12 protein-coding genes are annotated in these 16,990 nt (G+C 71.2%); 1 reads left to right on the top strand and 11 read right to left on the bottom strand.

Going from position 1 to position 16,990, the window contains the following annotated elements; translation table 11 throughout:
• Window position 1 precedes the first annotated feature (1 nt).
• The 8 genes from AB0O48_RS20850 to AB0O48_RS20815 all read right to left on the bottom strand — a co-directional run bounded on the left by AB0O48_RS20850 (window position 2) and on the right by AB0O48_RS20815 (window position 11,757).
• On the bottom strand, window positions 2-970 hold the full coding sequence (locus AB0O48_RS20850) for a sugar ABC transporter permease (RefSeq protein WP_357248550.1): 969 nt from the start codon (window positions 968-970) through the stop codon (window positions 2-4).
• A 67-nt stretch (window positions 971-1,037) separates the two neighbouring features.
• On the bottom strand, window positions 1,038-2,342 hold the full coding sequence (locus AB0O48_RS20845) for an extracellular solute-binding protein (protein WP_357572226.1): 1,305 nt from the start codon (window positions 2,340-2,342) through the stop codon (window positions 1,038-1,040).
• Between the two features lie 77 nt (window positions 2,343-2,419).
• Window positions 2,420-3,451: a LacI family DNA-binding transcriptional regulator gene (locus AB0O48_RS20840; protein ID WP_357248791.1), complete on the bottom strand. Its 1,032-nt coding sequence runs from the start codon at window positions 3,449-3,451 to the stop codon at window positions 2,420-2,422.
• A 379-nt stretch (window positions 3,452-3,830) separates the two neighbouring features.
• On the bottom strand, window positions 3,831-4,640 hold the full coding sequence (locus tag AB0O48_RS20835) for a metal-dependent hydrolase (RefSeq protein ID WP_357248543.1): 810 nt from the start codon (window positions 4,638-4,640) through the stop codon (window positions 3,831-3,833).
• 103 nt (window positions 4,641-4,743) lie between these two features.
• Window positions 4,744-6,378, bottom strand: coding sequence for a serine/threonine-protein kinase (locus AB0O48_RS20830; RefSeq protein ID WP_357248540.1), 1,635 nt, complete (start codon window positions 6,376-6,378; stop codon window positions 4,744-4,746).
• Between the two features lie 119 nt (window positions 6,379-6,497).
• The gene (locus AB0O48_RS20825; protein ID WP_357572227.1) at window positions 6,498-8,258 is read right to left on the bottom strand and encodes a serine/threonine-protein kinase; all 1,761 of its coding nucleotides are present in this window, start codon (window positions 8,256-8,258) and stop codon (window positions 6,498-6,500) included.
• A gap of 83 nt (window positions 8,259-8,341) precedes the next feature.
• Window positions 8,342-9,676, bottom strand: coding sequence for a glycosyltransferase family 4 protein (locus tag AB0O48_RS20820; protein WP_357248534.1), 1,335 nt, complete (start codon window positions 9,674-9,676; stop codon window positions 8,342-8,344).
• Window positions 9,677-9,813: 137 nt separating this feature from the next.
• Window positions 9,814-11,757 carry an amylo-alpha-1,6-glucosidase gene (locus AB0O48_RS20815; RefSeq protein ID WP_357248531.1) on the bottom strand — a complete coding sequence of 648 codons (1,944 nt, stop codon included), beginning with the start codon at window positions 11,755-11,757 and terminating at the stop codon, window positions 9,814-9,816.
• 81 nt (window positions 11,758-11,838) lie between these two features.
• Between AB0O48_RS20815 and AB0O48_RS20810 the strand changes: the two genes are divergently transcribed.
• Complete coding sequence (locus AB0O48_RS20810) at window positions 11,839-14,505, top strand: glucosidase (protein ID WP_357572229.1); 2,667 nt, start codon at window positions 11,839-11,841, stop codon at window positions 14,503-14,505.
• 120 nt (window positions 14,506-14,625) lie between these two features.
• Here AB0O48_RS20810 and AB0O48_RS20805 read toward each other — a convergent pair whose 3' ends face one another.
• From AB0O48_RS20805 to AB0O48_RS20795, 3 genes are all read right to left on the bottom strand, one after another.
• Entirely contained in the window at window positions 14,626-15,678 is a 1,053-nt protein-coding gene (locus AB0O48_RS20805; RefSeq protein WP_357248525.1) for an NAD-dependent epimerase/dehydratase family protein, read from the bottom strand.
• Between the two features lie 18 nt (window positions 15,679-15,696).
• Entirely contained in the window at window positions 15,697-16,152 is a 456-nt protein-coding gene (locus AB0O48_RS20800) for a MerR family transcriptional regulator (RefSeq protein WP_357248523.1), read from the bottom strand.
• Window positions 16,153-16,301: 149 nt separating this feature from the next.
• Window positions 16,302-16,958 carry an HAD family hydrolase gene (locus AB0O48_RS20795; protein WP_357572231.1) on the bottom strand — a complete coding sequence of 219 codons (657 nt, stop codon included), beginning with the start codon at window positions 16,956-16,958 and terminating at the stop codon, window positions 16,302-16,304.
• Window positions 16,959-16,990 lie beyond the last annotated feature (32 nt).

Below are 16,990 nucleotides of genomic sequence, written 5' to 3'. Positions count from 1 at the left end.
CTCAGAACCCCCGGTCCCGGCGCTCGCTGCGGGCCTGCATCCAGATGAAGACCACGGCCACGACGACGATGATCAACGTCAGCACCGTGGAGATCGCGGAGCCGTAGCCGACCTGCAGTTTCTTGAAGAACGTGTAGTAGGCGAAGTACGACGGGACGTTCGTCGCGTTGTCCGGGCCGCCCCGGGTCAGGGCGAAGATCGGCCCGAACACCTTCAGCGCGGCGATGGTGCAGGTCAGCGCCACCACGAACGTCTCCGGCCGGATCTGCGGGAGGGTGATCGCCCGGAACCGGTGCAGCCAGTTCGCGCCGTCGACCTCGGCCGCCTCGTACAACTCGGGGTCGACCCGCTGCAACGCCGCCATGAAGACGACCACCGGGTAGCCGATCTGCACCCAGATCATCACCGCCATCACGGCCGGCAGGGCGGTGCCCGGGTCACCGAGCCAGTCGTGGCGCAGCGCGCCGAGACCGACCGCGTCGAGCAGGCTGTTGAACGCCCCGTCCGGGCGCAGGATCCAGCCCCAGACGATGCCGGCCACCACGACGGGCAGCACCTGCGGAAGGTAGAACGCGGCCCGCAGCGCGGCGGCGGTGCGCGGCTTGAACCGGCGGCCGATGACGTCGAAGAGCACCGCGGCGAGCAGCAGCCCGAGCACGGTGGGCACCACCACCATCGCGACGAGCATCCAGACGGTGTTGCGGAACGACGCCCAGAACACGTCGTCCTGCAGCAACTGCCGGTAGTTGTCCAGGCCGACCCACCGGGGGTCGCCGATGCCGGACCACTTGGTCAGCGACAGGTAGAGGGTGCCGATCAGCGGCGCGCCGATCACCAGGACGAAGAGCGTCGCTCCGGGGAGCAGGTAGAGCCAGTACGCCGCGTTGCGGCCGCGGCGTCTGCGGCTGGGCGCGGGCGGGGTGGGCGTCGCGGCCGGTGGTGTGGCGGCGACGGTCTCGGAGACTGCCATGGAAGATCCTTCCCGGCGGGGCGGGCGGGCGCGCCGGTCGTGCCGGTCACGCCCGCCGCTCGCCGTGTCACTTGCCGGTGATCTCCTTGACGCCATCGGCGTACGGCTTGGCGATCGTGTCGAGGAGCTGGTCGGGAGACTTGGACCCGTTGATCAGGCCCTGGAAACCGGAGACCAGCACGTCGTAGTAGCCGGGGACCGGCCAGTCCGGGTAGAAGGCGAGCCCGTCGGCCTTGCTGACCGTGTTGAAGTCCTCGATCAGCTTGCGGTCCTTCGGGTCGCTGATCTTCGACGCGTCGGCGGCGACCGGCACACCACCGTTGTTGCCGATCAGGTCCTGGATCTCCGGACGCAGGGTGATGTCGATGAAGTCGTACGCCAGGCTCTTGGCCTTGCTGTTCTCCGGGACGACCCAGAGGTTGCCGGAGGAGCCGGCCTGCAGGGTGTTGCCGGGGAAGAGGAAGGTGTCCCAGTTGGCCTTCATCTCGGTCTTGAACCGGCCGTACCACCAGCTACCCGAGACGATCATCGGAACCTTGCCGCCGATGAAGGCGGTGCCCATGTCCTCGGCCTTGAGGCTTGCCGAGTTCTTCGCGACGTAGCCCTTCTGCACCCACTGGGCGAAGGTGTCCGCGCCGTACTTGAGCGGGTCGGCCTTGAAGTCCACCGGGTTCTTGTAGAGCTGGTAGTTGTCGACGAACTGCCGGTCGCCCTTGGAGAGGGCGAGCTGGTAGAAGAGCTGCCCGGCCGGGTACTCCGCGCCGGCCATGCCCAGCGGGGTGATGCCCTTGCCGACGAAGGTGTCCATCGCGGCGGTCATCTCGGCCATGCTGGTCGGCACCTTGACGCCGTTGCTCTGGAACAGGTCCTTGTTGTAGTAGACCGTGACGTACTCGCCGTAGTTCGGCACACCGAACCACTTGCCCGAGCCCATCACACCCTTGTCGCTGTACCGGGCGGTGGTCTGCAGGCTGGGGCTGAGCTTGCCGGCCCAGCCGCGCTTGTCGGCCTCGCCGCTCAGGTCGGTGAGGAGGCCCTGGGTGGAGAGCAGGCCCGCGGTCGCGTTGCCCTTGTTGTACTCCATGATGTCCGGGCCCTCGGACGAGTTGATGATCATGCCGGCGTTCTGCTGGATCTGCTCGAACGCCTTACGCTCGAAGCGCACCTCGACGCCCGGGTGCTCGGTCTTGAAGAGTTCGATGGCCCGGTTCCAACCGACGCCCATGGCGCTGTTCTCGCTCTCGTAGTGCCAGAGCTTGAGAACCTTGGCGTCGCTGTCGTCCCCGTTGTCGCCACCGCCGCAGGCGGCCACGGTGGTCGTCGCGGTCGCCGCCAGGGCGAGCGCGGCGACGATCCGGCGGAATCGCTGCATTACTATCCTCCTCGTTGAGTATCTAGCGGTACTGCATCGGGCCCGTCGTCGCGTTGCCGCGCGGCGGCGGGCCGTTTCTACTGGTCAGCCCCCATGAGTTGACGGCTTCGTGGTGCGGCTGTCGAACCCCGGATCTCCAGCGAGCACGGCAGCAGTTGTTGGTGGAGCCGATTGCCAGCGCCGTCCAGGTGGCGCACCAGCGCCTCGATCGCCATCCGGCCCAGCGCCGAACCGGGCGACGTCATCGCGGTCAGCGCCGGCGTCGCCAGTTCGGCCACCTGCGGCGAGGTGACCATCGAGACGACGGAGACGTCGTCGGGCACCGACAACCCACGACCGGTCAACTCGCCGAGAATGCCGAAGATCGCGGTCTCGTTCATGGCGAGCACGGCGGTCAGCTCCGGGGCCTGCGCGAACGCGTCGGCCAGGGCCGCACGACCGCCGGCGGCGCTGTCCTCGGCCGTGATCATCAGCGGGTCGAGACCGTGTCCGGTCATCGCCGCGACAAAAGCATCCCGGGTACGCAGCGCGGGGCCGTATCCGCTGGCCAGCGTCGCGGCCGAGTGGTTGACGTAGACGATCCGCCGGTGCCCCAGACCCACCAGGTGCGCGACGGCCTCCCGGACGGTCTGGTCGAAGTCGATGTCGACGTAGGAGAGCGCGCTGGTGTCGCCGGTCCGACCGATCAACACCAGCGGCACGCCGGCCTCCTGAAGCACGGTGACCCGCTCGTCGGCGAGCTGGACCTCCATCAGCACGACGCCGTCGAGCATCCGCTGGGTGGCCAGCCGCCGCAGGTCGTCGAGGTCGCCACCGCCGACCGGCGAGAGTACGAGGTGGTAGCCGGCCGCGCTGGCCGCCGAGGCGGCGCCGGTGACGAAGGCGGTTTCGGTGGCGCCGAGGCCACGCTCGTCCATCGGCATCAGCAGGCCGAGGATCCGGCTGCGCCGGCTGGCCAGACCACGGGCCATCGCGTTGGGCTGGTAGTCGAGTTCCGCCATCGCGGCGAGCACCCTGTCCCGGGTGGCCTGGGAGATCGGCCGGGCGCCGGTGAGCACGTACGAGACGGTGCTGACCGAGACCTGCGCGAGGCGGGCGACGTCGTGCATGGTGGCCACGCGTACCTCCTCAGCCGGGGGTTGGGATCGCTCCCACCTGCGCGTCGAAGCGGTTCGACGAAGCGGTTCGACAGGACGCTAGGCCACCTGTTACGGCGACGTCAATAGCGGATGTCGAAAAGACTTCAGCGGTCACGCGAGTCCCCGCGCCCGTCCCTCCACCGCGCCGCACGCCCCGCTGGTGGGTCCCGGAGGGCGCGCTCCTCAAGATCGCACTCGATCCTGGTTGTAGTCCCCTCAGCCCGCACCGAGGCCACTACAACAAGGATCGAGCACGATCTTGCAAGGGCAAGGGCAAGGGCAAGGGCAAGGGCAAGGGCAAGGGCAAGGGCGCGGCATCACCGCCGCGCAGTGTGCGGGGCCGGGTTGGTCAGAGATCGATGTCGAACCGGCTCAGCACCGAGGGCGCGATCAGGCCGACGGTGGCGAGCGCCGAGACGACGGTCAGTGCGATGCGCATCCCGACCACCTCGGCCTTGCTGCCGACCCGCAGGGCGATGCTGTTCGGTAGGCCGACCATCATCCACATCCGCCGCTTGATCGGGATCGGCCAGAGGATCGGCACGCCCGCCCTGGTGATCATGTCACCGAGGATGTGCACGAAGCAGCCCACGCCCAGGGCCGTGCCGATCAGCGGATAGCCGCGACCTCCCGGCAGGTTGGCGAAGGTGAACCAGGCGGCCCCGGCCGATGCGAGCGTGATGATCACCCATCCGGCGCGTTCGGCCCACTCGTCGAACAGTCCACGTAGCGCCAGGCCGAACATGAAGAACAGGATGGTGATGACGGCCCACTTGCCGTACGCGGCGCAGAGCGCGGTGGTGCCCCAGCCGACCAGCAGGGTGAACGGCAGCGTATGGGTCAGCGTCCGGTGCCCGTTGTTGCGGCGGGGGTCCCTGCTGAGCTTCGTGGCGTAGTAGACCCCGAGCGAGATCTTCTCCATCACCTCGGCGGCGAAGAGCGAGAAGACGCCGAAGGTGCGAGCCACTGTGGCACCACCCTGGTTCTTGGTCACCTTGCCGGACATGTCGAGGTCGGGAAAGAGCGCGCCGCCGGCACACACCGCGGTGCCCACCGCCAACGCGAGCGGCGACTGGTGATAGTCGGCGAACTGGTCCAGTGCCCAGGACCCCGCCAACCACGCCGCCGCGCCGGACAACGCGTGCTGTGGTCCCATCATGTCGGCTCACCCTCCCCAGGGATCTTGAGCGCCCAAAACTACGCCACTGTAGTCAGCGTCGGCGTCGCAGGGGCATCACCCGGAGGGTCCACATCGGACGACGTCAGAGAGCTGGGGTGAAGCTCTGCCGGATCATCGGCAAGTATGCCGCGTTGACCTGCCAGTCGAACTCTTTTGTCATCCACGAGACGGTGTAGGAGCGGTCGGCCGAGGTGTTGGCCAGTAACCGGAAACTGTGCAGCTGTTCACCTGCGGCGTTCCTCCAGCCGCACTCCCAGGCCGCCCCGCCCTCGAAGATGTCCATCGCGGAGATGTCCACCCGGACGTAGCCGTTCAGCAGCGCGTCGCCGGTGGTGAGTCGCGCCTCCTCGGCCTTCCAGTACGCCACCGGGTCGGCCCGCGCCGGCCCTGCCTCGACGCTGAGCACCCGGGCGCCGTCGTGCTCCCGGAAGCAGGTCACCGCCCCCTCGGTCCAGCGTGTCCAGCCCACCGGCACGGCAATCCGAAACCCGGCCGGGTCGTCGTGCCAGGTCCAGCCCACGCGCAGTTGGTACGGCGCGTCCGCCGGGCGTGACTTCGAGGCCACCGGAGTGGCCGTCGGCGGTGGCGTCGCGCAGGCGAACGCGGTCGGCCGGGGGGTCGGCGGGGCGGTCGGCGCGCCGCCTCCGGACCCCGACGGTGGTGTGCGCTCGGTGTTGTGGTCGACAAGTGCCAGCGTCACACCCGCGGCGACGAGCAGGGCGGTGGCCGCTCCGCCCAGGACGAGCAGACGCCGCCGCCCGGGGCGGGTGCCCGTCGTGCGGGTCGGTGTCGGCGCATCGTCGGGTGCGGAGTCCGGGTCGACCCGGTCGGGCAGGACGGCCCGGCCCGCGCTGCGTACCGCGGTCACCGCCGAGGACGGCGTTGGCCCGACCGGCCGGTCGTGGGCCGCCGCGGCGCTGCGGAGCAGCGGCTCCACCTCGGTGGCGGTCAACCGCCGCCAGGGGTCACGTTGCAGCAGGCCGTTGAGCGCGGGACGCAGCGGGCCGGCGCGGCGCATCGGGTCCGGTGGGTCGGTGGCCAGCGCGCTGAGGGTCGCCATCGCGCTGGACCGGGCGTACGGCGACTGCCCCTCGACCGTCGCGTAGAGCGTCGCGCCCAACGACCACAGGTCGGTACGCGGATCCGACACCCCTTCGCGGGCCCGCTCCGGCGCGACGAACTGCGGTGAGCCGAGCACCGTGCCCGGCCCGGTCATCGCGCCCTCGCCACCGTCGAAGGTGGCCAGCCCGAAGTCGGTGAGCACCACCCGCCCGTCGTCGGCGACCAGCACGTTGTGGGGTTTCACGTCGCGGTGCAGCACCCCGGCGGCGTGTGCGGCCCGCAGCGCGGCGAGCACCGCCAACCCGATCTGGGCGGTGCGTTGCGGGCTCAGGGGTCCCTCGTCGCTGATGATCTGCTGCACCGACCGGGACGGCACGTACTCCATCACGATCCAGGGGCTCTCCCGGTCGTGCACCACGTCGTAGATCCGGACCACATTGGGGTGATTGAGCCGGGCAGCGGTGCGGGCCTCGCGCAGCGTCCGCAGCCGCGACTCCTCGCGTTCGGCCTCGGCCAGCCAGGACGGCGGCACGACCTCCTTCACGGCGACGTCGCGGTGCAGCATCTCGTCGCGAGCAAGCCACACCCGACCCATCCCGCCGGTGCCGACCAGGTCGAGCAGCCGGTACCGACCCGCGATCAGCAACTGATGCACGGTCGCTCCCCCTTGGTCACCCCGGGTTACACGATAGCCACAGGTGCCGGCATTCTCATCCGCTGAGCGGCCTCGATCCACGCCGGACGGTGGTCCGGATCATGGCCGTACGGTGCAGGTCAGCGGGGTGGTCGGAAACTCTTTCGCACCACTGGCCAGTCGGTGTCGCCCGCCGCCCAGTCCTCGTCGGCGGTGATCCAGCCCAGCGTCCAGGGGGCGGCGCCGACGACGAGTTGTCGGGCGTGCAGCAGTGGGCCGTCAGGTGCCCGCCAGCGGCACTCCCACTCGGCGCCACCGTCGCGCGGGGCGAGAAGGATCTCGTCGTACTCCGGTAGTGCCCCGCCCCCGGCCGCCGCGTCCCGGGCCGCCCGCAGCGCGGCCAGCGGATCGGCGGCACCATCCGCGGCGACGCTGAACGTCCGGCCGGTCGCCGGGTCCTGGAAGCAGGCCACCTCACCGTCGCGGGAGTAGTGCCAGGTCGCCGGCACGAAGACCCGGAAGCCGGTGGTGTCGGCGTGCCAGACCCAGCCGGGCGGCGGGCGGAACCGTTCGCCGGGAGCCGGCGCGCGGGCCGTCACCGGCGCACCGCCGATGTCCGGGCGCACGCAGGCGAACGGTGGTGGGGCCACGTCGCGCCCGCCGGGTGGCGGTCGGTGCCGGTCGGGGCCGGGACCGTACGGGCCGTCCCGGCCGCCGCCGTTCGGCGGGGCGTACGGCGGTGGGTCGGAGGGCCGGGCGACGGTGTCGGTGGGCTGGTCAGCGGTGACGGCCAGCGCGGTGCCGACACCGGCGGCCACGGCCACCAGGAGTGACACGGCGACCAGCGCGACCCGCCGTGACGTGCGGCGCCCCTTCGATCCGCCGGGCACCGCAACCGCATCATCCGCGGCCCGGCCGGGCTGGGGTGGCGCGCTGGTCGACTCCTGATCGGCCGACCCGTCGGCCCCGGCGGTCGGGTCTCCCGTCGGCGACCCGAGCCGGCCCGCCGACCCCGGCCCCGCCGCCGACCCCGACCCCGGCCCTGAACCCAGCCCCGACCTTGACCCCGAGGCCGACACCGGCGGCGGATCGGGGTTGCCGGTCGTCGCCCGGACCAGCAACCGGCGGGCCGCCTGGTGGTCGAGGCGATCGCGCGGGTCGCGGCGCAACAACCCCGCGAGTACCGGCGCGAGCGCCCCGGCGTGCGGGGCCGGGTCCGGCGGTCCGGCGGCCAGCGCGCTCAGGGTCGCCATCGCGGTGCTGCGGGCGTACGGGGAGCGGCCCTCAACCGCGGCGTGCAGGGTCGCTCCGAGGGACCACAGGTCGGCGGCGACCGTGGACGCCCCCTCGGCGGCTCGCTCCGGGGCGACGTACTGCGGGGAGCCGAGGACCATGCCGGGGCGGGTCGTCACGCCGTCGCCGCCGTCGAAGGTGGCCAGCCCGAAGTCGGTGAGCATCACCCGTCCGTCGTGCGCCACCAGCACGTTCTGGGGCTTGATGTCGCGGTGCAGCACCCCGGCGGTGTGCGCGGCGTGCAGCGCGTCGAGGACGGCGAGGCCGATCCGGGCGGCGCGGGAGGGCTCCAGTGGCCCTTCGGCGTCGACCACGTCCTGGAGTGTGCGGGACGGGACGTACTCCATCACGATCCACGGGTTGTCGTCGACCGGGATGACGTCGTAGAGCCGGACCACAGCGGGGTGGTTGAGCCGGGCTGCGGCGCGCGCCTCCCGCAGGGTGCGCGAGCGCACCTCGGCCCGTTCGTGGTCGGCCAGCCACGTGGGCGGCACGATCTCCTTGACGGCGACCTCGCGGTGCAGCATCTCGTCGCGGGCCAGCCACACCCGGCCCATGCCCCCGCGACCCACCAGGTCGAGCAGCCGGTACCGACCGGCGATCAGCACCTGCGCACGCTCCTCCTCAGCCGCTGTCCGGGCTACACCCTAACCAGCGGATCGGAAGTCACCTATCGGTAGTCCGACTGGGCTCAGCAGGCGGCGTGGTCGACGCGCGCCAGCAGATTGCCCTCCGGGATGGCGATCCGGGCACGTCCGCCAGCCAGTCGGGCGGAGGCACGCCGGGCCTGGAGCGGATCGTGCTCGCGGCGGGCCGCGGCGTAGCTGGCGGCCGTGCGGGCGGCGATCGTGGCCCACCCGTACTGTTCGCCGACCATGGTGCGGGCCCGGCGCGCCACCCGCCGGGCGAAGACCTCGTCGTCGAGCAGTTGACCGACCGCGCCGGCGAGCGCATCGGGGTCGCTGTGCGGGAACGTCACCCCGGTCACGCCGGACTCCACGATCTCGGCGAGGCCGCCGGTACGGGCCACCGCCAGTGGCGCCCCGGCGGCTGCCGCCTCCAGCGCCACCATGCCGAACGGCTCGTAGAGGCTGGGCACCACTGTCGCGTCGGTGGCGCCGAGCATCGCCGGCAGTTGGGTGGAGTCGAGGAAACCGGTGAACCGGACGGTCGAGCCGAGCGCCAGCCGTCGAGCCTGGGCTTCCAGCTCGGGCCGGTACGGGCCGTCACCGGCGATCACCACGCGCAGACCCGGGTGCCGCTCGCGCAGCCGGGGCACCGCGTGCACCAGATGCTGGACGCCCTTCTCGTAGACCAGCCGTCCGGCGTACCCGATCAACGGGCCGTCCCCGGCGAACCGTGCCCGGGCCGACGCGACCGCGCGTGGGCGGGCCCGCCAGGCCCGGCCGTCGACCCCGTTGGGCACCACGTCGACCTGGGTGGCCGGGACGTCGAACAGGGCCTTCACCTGCTCACGCATGTACCCGGAGCAGACGATCACCCGGCCGGACTCGTTGCTGAGCCACTGCTCGACGCCGTGGATGGTGCGGTTCATCTCCTCCGGCAGCCAGCCCTGGTGCCGTCCGGCCTCGGTGGCGTGCATGGTGGTGACCAGGGGCAGGTCCAGGTGCTCGGCCAGGGAGACGGCGGTGTGGGCGACGAGCCAGTCGTGGGCGTGGATGACGTCGTACGAACCGGCCTGGGTGGCGCGTAGTGCGGTGCGGGTGAGGGTGTGGTTGAAGGCCATGGTCCAGGCCAGCAGGGAGCTGGTGGCCAGGGGGAAGGCGACCGGGTCCTCGGGGGCGCGCAGGATGCGGACGCCGTCGGCGTACTCCTCCATGGGTGCGCCGTCGGTGTGGCGGGTGACGACGGTGACCTCGTGGCCGGCGGCGGCAAGGGCGACGGAGAGGGCGTGCACGTGGCGGCCGAGGCCGCCGACGAGCACCGGCGGGTATTCCCAGGACAGCATCAGCACCCGGAGTTGCCGGGCGGCGTGAATGTCGATCACGTGGGCGTCGGGTGACATGCGGCCCCCTTTGAGTTGTCCCCGGGCGCGCGCCGACCGACACCGGAAGTGATGTCGCCGTCGCGTCTGGATCGGGGCCAATCCTGCCGGGATCGAGATAACCGGCGGCGACACCACCGTTGCGGTCGTGTAAAGCGCTACTGGCCCTTTCGGCGCACCCGCAGCAGCTCGGCCACCGACCACGCCTGGAATGGGCAGCCGGTCGCGGCGTGCGGCGCGAGGCCGTCGGCCGTCTCGCTTACCGAGCCTAATCCATATTCGGTCAGATGAGACTCAATCCCAACGAACGTGTCATCGACTGACATCTTGCCCCGGCGGGCGGCGTCGACGTACGGGCCGAGCAGCCACGGCCACACCGTGCCCTGGTGGTAGCCCCCGTCGCGCTCGGCGGGGCCACCCCGGTGCCGGCCCACGAACTCCGGCGAATCCGGGGCGAGGCTGCGCGGCCCGAGCGGGGTGAGTAGCCCGTCCGCGACGCGGCGCAACGTCGCCTCGTCCGGTTCCAACGGCGCGAACGGCAGCGACCAGGCCAGCAACTGGTTGGGACGCAGCGCGTCGTCGTCGTGCAGGGCGGCCCCACCCAGCGGGTACGCCGGCGCGGGCGCGTCCAGCACGTCGTGCAACCAGCCGGTCGGCGACGGGAAACGCTCCCGGAACGAGGCGGTCGCCTGCCCGTGCCGTCGCCACAGCTCGTCCGCGTCCTGCCCGGCCAGCTCGGTCAGCTCCGCGAGCCCAGCCAGCCCGTTGATCCACAACGCGTTGACCTCGACCGGCTTGCCGGTACGTGGGGTGACCGGCACCCCGTACACCCGGGCGTCCATCCAGGTCAGGGCGGTGCCGGCGGCGCCCTGGCTGAGCAGGCCGTCGGCCGGGTCGACGGCGATCCCGTACCGGGTGCCCGCCACGTGGGCGTCGATCACCCCGCGCAGCGCGGGCAGCAACTCGTCGCCGAGATCGGTGTCACCGGTGACCGTGACGTGCCGGCTCACCGCGTGCAGGAACCACAGCGTGCCATCGACGGTGTTGTACTCCACCCGACCGGTGTCGGCCGTGTTGGCCAGCATCCCCTCGGACAGCGTCGCCGCGTACGACCGCAGCAGCTCGCGCCCCTCAGCGGCCCGGCCCGTGCAGAGGAACAACCCCTCGTACGAGATCATCGTGTCCCGGGACCAGGCCCCGAACCACGGGTAGCCGGCGACCACGTCCGCTGCCGCGTCGTTGGTGCGCACCACGAACGCGTCGGCGGCCAGCACCAGGGTGGCCTCCACGTCGTCGGCCGGCTTCGCCGCCGCCACCACGTGTCGGTTGCGCCGCCGGGCCGTCGCCACGATGTCCTCCGCCGCCATGGGCTCCAGGTCGAGCGGATCGGCCCAGGCCCGCACCGACACCGTGTCGCCGGGGCTCGTCAACTCGCCGACGAAACGCCCCGCGTACCAGAGATCCTCGTCCGGGTGCAGACCCCGGTTGGCCTCCTCGCGGTGGTGCACGCCCAGCCACCACTGCCCCTCGGGCGTCCAGCCCGGCCCGGCCAGCCGGTACGCGCCCTCGACCACCGCGCCGCCGGCCACCGACTCGACCTGCGGGATCGGGCCGTCCGCCCGCCGCTCGCCGTGCGCGTCGCGCCAGGTGCAGGCGGCGGACAACTCCAGCCGGACGGGACCGCCGGCGACCAGCCGGTGCACCACCGCGACGCAGGAGCGGCCGGGCAGCATGGCCACCTCCCGCTCGATCACCACCGACCCGATCCGCCACCGCCACCGGGGCAGCCCGTCGACCAGGTCGAAGCGTTCCAACAGCTCGAAGCCACGCGGGTCCACGTCGCCGGAGGACCACTCGTGCGCGCCGAGCCGGACCCGCGCCCCGGACGGCAGGGTGACCGCCGGATCGAGACTCACCAGTCCCACCTGACGAGACGCCGGGGTTTCGCCGGGAACCACCAGCAGACCGTGGTAGCGGCGGGTCCGCAGCCCGGCGACGGTGCCCATCGCATAGCCGCCGAGACCGTCCGGAACCAGCCACTCCCGGCTGGCCGCGCTGGTCAGATCGCCGCAGACCTGCGGGCCGAAGTGAATGTCAATCAACTTTCCTCCACCGGCGGCAAGGTGTAACACGCCACGACGAGAATGGCCGCTGTGGTCAAGTACCGCGGCGACGTCAAAGATATGCACGTGATCACTGACCGATCGTCCTCCGACGCCTCGCCACCCGACGCCGAGCGGCTCCGGCTCGCCCAGGCGGACTCGGGGGAGCAGGACTGGCGCGCATGGGGTCCCTATCTGTCCGAACGGGCGTGGGGGACGGTACGGGAGGACTACAGCGAGCACGGAACGGCCTGGGACTACTTCCCACATGACCACGCGCGGTCCAGAGCTTACCGGTGGAACGAAGACGGGATGGCGGGCGTCTGCGACGAACGACAGACGTTCGCGTTCGCTCTCGCGCTGTGGAACGGCAAGGACCCGATCCTCAAGGAACGGATGTTCGGCCTCGGCGGCGACACCGGCAACCACGGCGAGGACGTCAAAGAATATTGGTGGTACGAGGACTCCACGCCCACCCACTCCTGGATGCGCTGGCGCTACCACTACCCGCAGGCCGCCTTCCCGTACGACGAACTCGTCGCGGTGAACGCGTTGCGCGGCCGCGACGACACCGAGTACGAGCTGGTCGACACCGGGATCTTCGACGACGACAGGTACTGGGCGGTGACCGTCGACTACGCCAAGGCGTCCCCGACCGACCTGTGCATGGTGATCACCGTGGCCAACCGGGGCGACCGGGCGGCGACCCTGCACGTGCTGCCCACCCTGTGGTTCCGCAACACGTGGGCCTGGGGCCTCCCCGGTGGTGACCGCATCCCGACCCTGACCGGGCAGGGCACCCGGCTCGTCGGCGAGCACCGCGTGCTCGGCCAACTACTGCTGGAGGGTGACGGCGGCCCGGTGCCGCTGCTCTGCGACAACGACACGAACGCCGAGCGGCTCTGGGGCCTGCCCGGCCGTTCGCCGTACCCGAAGGACGGCATCAACGACCACGTGGTCAACGGCGCGGCCACCGTCAACCCCGCGCGGGAGGGCACCAAGGGCGCGCTGCACTACGTACTCGACGTGCCGGCCGGTGGGCAGCGCCAGATCCGGCTGCGGCTGACCCGTACCGCGTCGCCGCCGGCCGCCGCGCCGCCACCCCCGGCCGACCTCAGCGAGGGCTTCGAGGCCGTGGTGTGGGCACGGCGGGCCGAGGCGAACCGGTTCTTCGCCGGGGTGATCCCACCGGCCGCCACCGCCGACGAGGCGCTGGTGGCCCGGCAGGCGATCGCCGGGCTGATGTGGGGCAAGCAGTTCTACCACTTCGACGTCAAACGCTGGCTCGAAGGCGACCCGGGCTCGACGCCGCCGGCCGGGCGTCGACACGGGCGCAACAGCGCCTGGTGGCACATGACCAGCTTCGACGTCATCTCCATGCCCGACCCCTGGGAATATCCCTGGTACGCGGCCTGGGACCTGGCCTTCCACTGCGTGAGCATCGCCCGGGTCGACCCGGGTTTCGCCAAGGAGCAGATCCTGCTCCTGCTCCGCGAGTGGTACCTGCACCCCAACGGGCAGATCCCGGCGTACGAGTGGGCGTTCGGTGACGTGAACCCGCCGGTGCACGCCTGGGCGGCGCTGAAGGTGTTCGAGATCGACGGAGGGCGGGACTACGAGTTCCTGGCCCGGGTGATGCACAAGCTGCTGCTCAACTTCACCTGGTGGGTCAACCGCAAGGACACCGGCGGCAACAACGTCTTCGAGGGCGGCTTCCTCGGGCTGGACAACGTCGGACCGTTCGACAGGTCGGCGGCGCTGCCGGTGGCGGGCGTGCTGGAGCAGTCCGACGGCACCGGCTGGATGGCCATGTACGCGCTCAACCTGCTGGACATGGCGGTCGTCCTCGCCGAGCACGACCGGACCTGGGTGGACACCGCCACCAAGTTCTTCGAACACTTCCTCTACATCGCCGCCGCCGCGTACGAGCAGGGGTTGTGGGACGACGAGGACGCGTTCTTCTACGACGTGCTGCGCCTCGCCGACGGCACGAAGGTGCCGCTGAAGGTCCGTTCCGTGGTCGGGCTGCTGCCGTTGGCCGCGACCACCCGGCTCACCGCGAAGACCCTGCACCACCTACCGGAGTTGGGCGCGCGGTTGCGCTGGTTCCTCACCAACCGCCCGGAGTACGCGCAGGTGATCGGCACCCGCCGCCTCGGCCCGGACGGCCGGCAGCAGCGGCTGCTGTCCATGGTCGGCCAGGAGCAGGTGGTCCGGCTGCTCGCCCGGATGCTCGACCCCGACGAGTTCCTCTCCGACTTCGGCCTGCGGACGCTGTCCCGCGCGCACCTGGACAAGCCGTTCTCGGTCACCCTCGGCGGGCTGGAGTTCTCCGTCGGCTACGAGCCGGCCGAGTCGACGAGCGGCCTGTTCGGCGGCAACTCGAACTGGCGCGGACCGATCTGGATGCCGACGAACTTCCTCCTGATCAGCGCCCTGCGGGACTACGCCGCGTTCTTCGGCGACGACCTCCAGGTGGAATATCCGACCCGCTCCGGGGTGAAACGCAGCCTCGACGAGATCGCCGACGATCTGTCCGCTCGGCTGATCTCACTCTTCACCCAGGACGACTGGGGCCGGCGGCCCATCTACGGCGCGTGTCAGCTCTTCCAGACCCACCCCGACTGGCGAGACCTGGTGGCCTTCCCCGAGTACTTCCACGGCGACAACGGTGCCGGCCTGGGCGCCTGGCACCAGACCGGCTGGACGGCCCTGGTGGCCGATCTGATCCTCACGCTGCGCCGCTGACGTCCTCCCCGCGGGGGCGCCTCCGGCATGATCGCGCTCGATCCATGTCGTAGTGGTATCCCTGGCACTGGGAGGCCACTCGATCCTGGATCGAGCACGATCATGCGGCCGGCAGGGCCCTCAGCCGGTGACGAGGCCGAACTTGATCAGGCTGTCGGCGGTGTCGGTGATGGTCGTCTCCACCGGGCGAGGCCGCCAGCCGAGGACGTTGCGGGCCTTGTCGTTGCTGATCACCGGAATCTGTCCGCGCAGGGCGGCAGCGTCGCGTAGGGCGGGCTCGGTCTTCGCGGCCTCCCGGACCTCCTCGTCGGTCAACTCCCGGGCCGGCACGCGGTCGGCCAGGCTGGGCAGGTGCCGAGCCAACATCTTCGCCATGTCGAAGAAGCTGATCGACGGGCCGCCGACACCGATGAACCGCCCGCCGGCGGCGGCCGGGTGCAGCATCGCGCGTAGGTGCAGGTCGACCACGTCCCGGACGTCGACCACCCCGAAGTACATCCGGGGTACGACCGGCATCGCCCCCTGGAGGAACGCCTGCACCAGCCCGGTCGACGCGGACACCCGCGGCCCCAGCAGCGGCCCGAAGATGCCGGTCGGATTGACGACGCTCAGCTCGACTCCACCGTTTTCCCGGACGTAGTCCCAGGCCGCACGCTCGGCGAGCGTCTTCGAGCGGTGGTACGCCGGGATGTCGTCGTCGACGTTCGTCCAGTCCGCCTCGCTGTACCGCCCGTCGGGCTTGACCGTGTAACCCACCGCCGCGTACGACGAGGTCAGCACCACCCTGCGCACCCCGGAATCGCGGGCGGCCCGTAGGACGCGCAGCGCCCCGTCGCGGGCCGGCCGGATCACCTCGTCGTCGTTCTTGGGCGGGGTGAACGGGAACGGTGATGCGTGGTGCAGCACGTACCGCGCCCCGTCGACGGCCTCGGCCCAGCCCTCGTCGGCGGACAGGGCCGCGGTCCGGAACTCGACCCGGCCGTCCGGGTTCGTGCCGGCCTGCCGAATCCGGTCGAGCACGTCGTTGCCCTGGCCCGGCTCGCGCACGGAGACCCGCACCCGGTAACCCTCGTCCAGCAGTCGCGCGACGGAGTACCCGCCGACGTGCCCGGTGGCGCCGGTCACGAGGACGAGGCTGTCGTCGGTCGCCCCCAGGGGGATGTCGTTCTGCATGATCTTTCCCATCGTTGCTCAGAAATCCTGAAGAGCGCGCTCGACCTGCTCGACCGCGCGGGCCTCGGCAGCGGCGTCGCCTCGGTACCGGGCGGCCCACATGTCTGCCTTGCCGCACATGTACGCCTGGCGTACCCGTAGGCGCTCGATCTCCCCGGACAGCCGGTCGGCGTGCCGGGCGAAGAGGGCGTGCTGCTCGGCGGCGGCTGCCCGGTCGCCCTCGTCGAGCAGCGTCAGGTATCGGCGCATCTCCGCGACGCTCATCCCGGACGATCGCAGGCAGGCCAGGGCGTCGATCCGCTCGGCCAGCGCGGCGTCGTACCTGCGGTGGCCGCTGCTGTCGTCGCGCGCCACCACGCCGAGCAGGCCGACCTTCTCGTAGTACCGCAGCGTGGGCTCGCTGAAGCCCGACCGCTGGGCCATCTCCTGGATGGTCAGGGGCGCCTGTTCCTGACCCGGCTTCTTCGCTGCCATGACCGAAGCGTCCCCAACCTCAAGCGCTTCAAGTCAAGTGATGTGACGCGGGGCACGGGGTAGAACGGATCGCTGTTACGGACGCGACAGAATGTCCCTAACGAGCCGAACTGCCGCACTCGGCGTCCGGGACCGAGCGGTCGGGGGGGCTAACCGCCCGCCGCGTTGTGCTTCGCGACCAGGCTCGGCAGTTCGTCCAGCGAGTCGATGCGGAACAGGCACTGCGCGGCCACGTCGGGCAGGTCGAGGATGTGACCCCACGGGCCGCGCCGGATCAGGCACGTCGGCATCCCGACCTCCTGGGCCGGGCGTACGTCGTTGTCGGGCCGGTCACCGACGTACAGGATCGACGACGCGTCGCCGCCACCCGCCTCGACGACCCGCTCGAAGAAGGCCGGTGACGGCTTCGCCACGCCCCACCCGTGCGAGGTGCCGATCACGTCCACGGGGAGGTCGAGGGCGTGCAGGGTCGCCTCGGCATGCGCCGGTTGGTTGCCGGCCAGGCCCACGAGCAGGCCCTGTTCCTTCAGGGAGGTCAGGCAGGCCCGCGCGTCGGGGTAGAGATCCTCCTCGCCGAACGACTCCGCCCTGCCCGCGGCGGCCCGGCGCTTCAGTTCGGTGTCGAGGTCGAAGTCGGGCCGGAAGGCCCGGAACGTCTCCTGGTAGTCCAGGCCCCTGGCGATCACCGAACCCAGAACCGCCGAGAGCGTGTGCCGTGGCACGCCGAACCAGTCGGCCCAGGTCGCGAACTCACGGGACTCGTCGAGAATCGTCCCACCGACATCGAAGAAAACCGCGTTGATCACTGTGCCCCCCGGTCACGGTCGTGCTGTCGGTG

Source organism: Micromonospora sp. NPDC085948 (assembly GCF_040686315.1).
Classification (GTDB): domain Bacteria; phylum Actinomycetota; class Actinomycetes; order Mycobacteriales; family Micromonosporaceae; genus Micromonospora.
The sequence above is the reverse complement of the archived record's forward strand: the minus strand, read 5'-3'. Positions and strand labels throughout refer to the sequence as shown.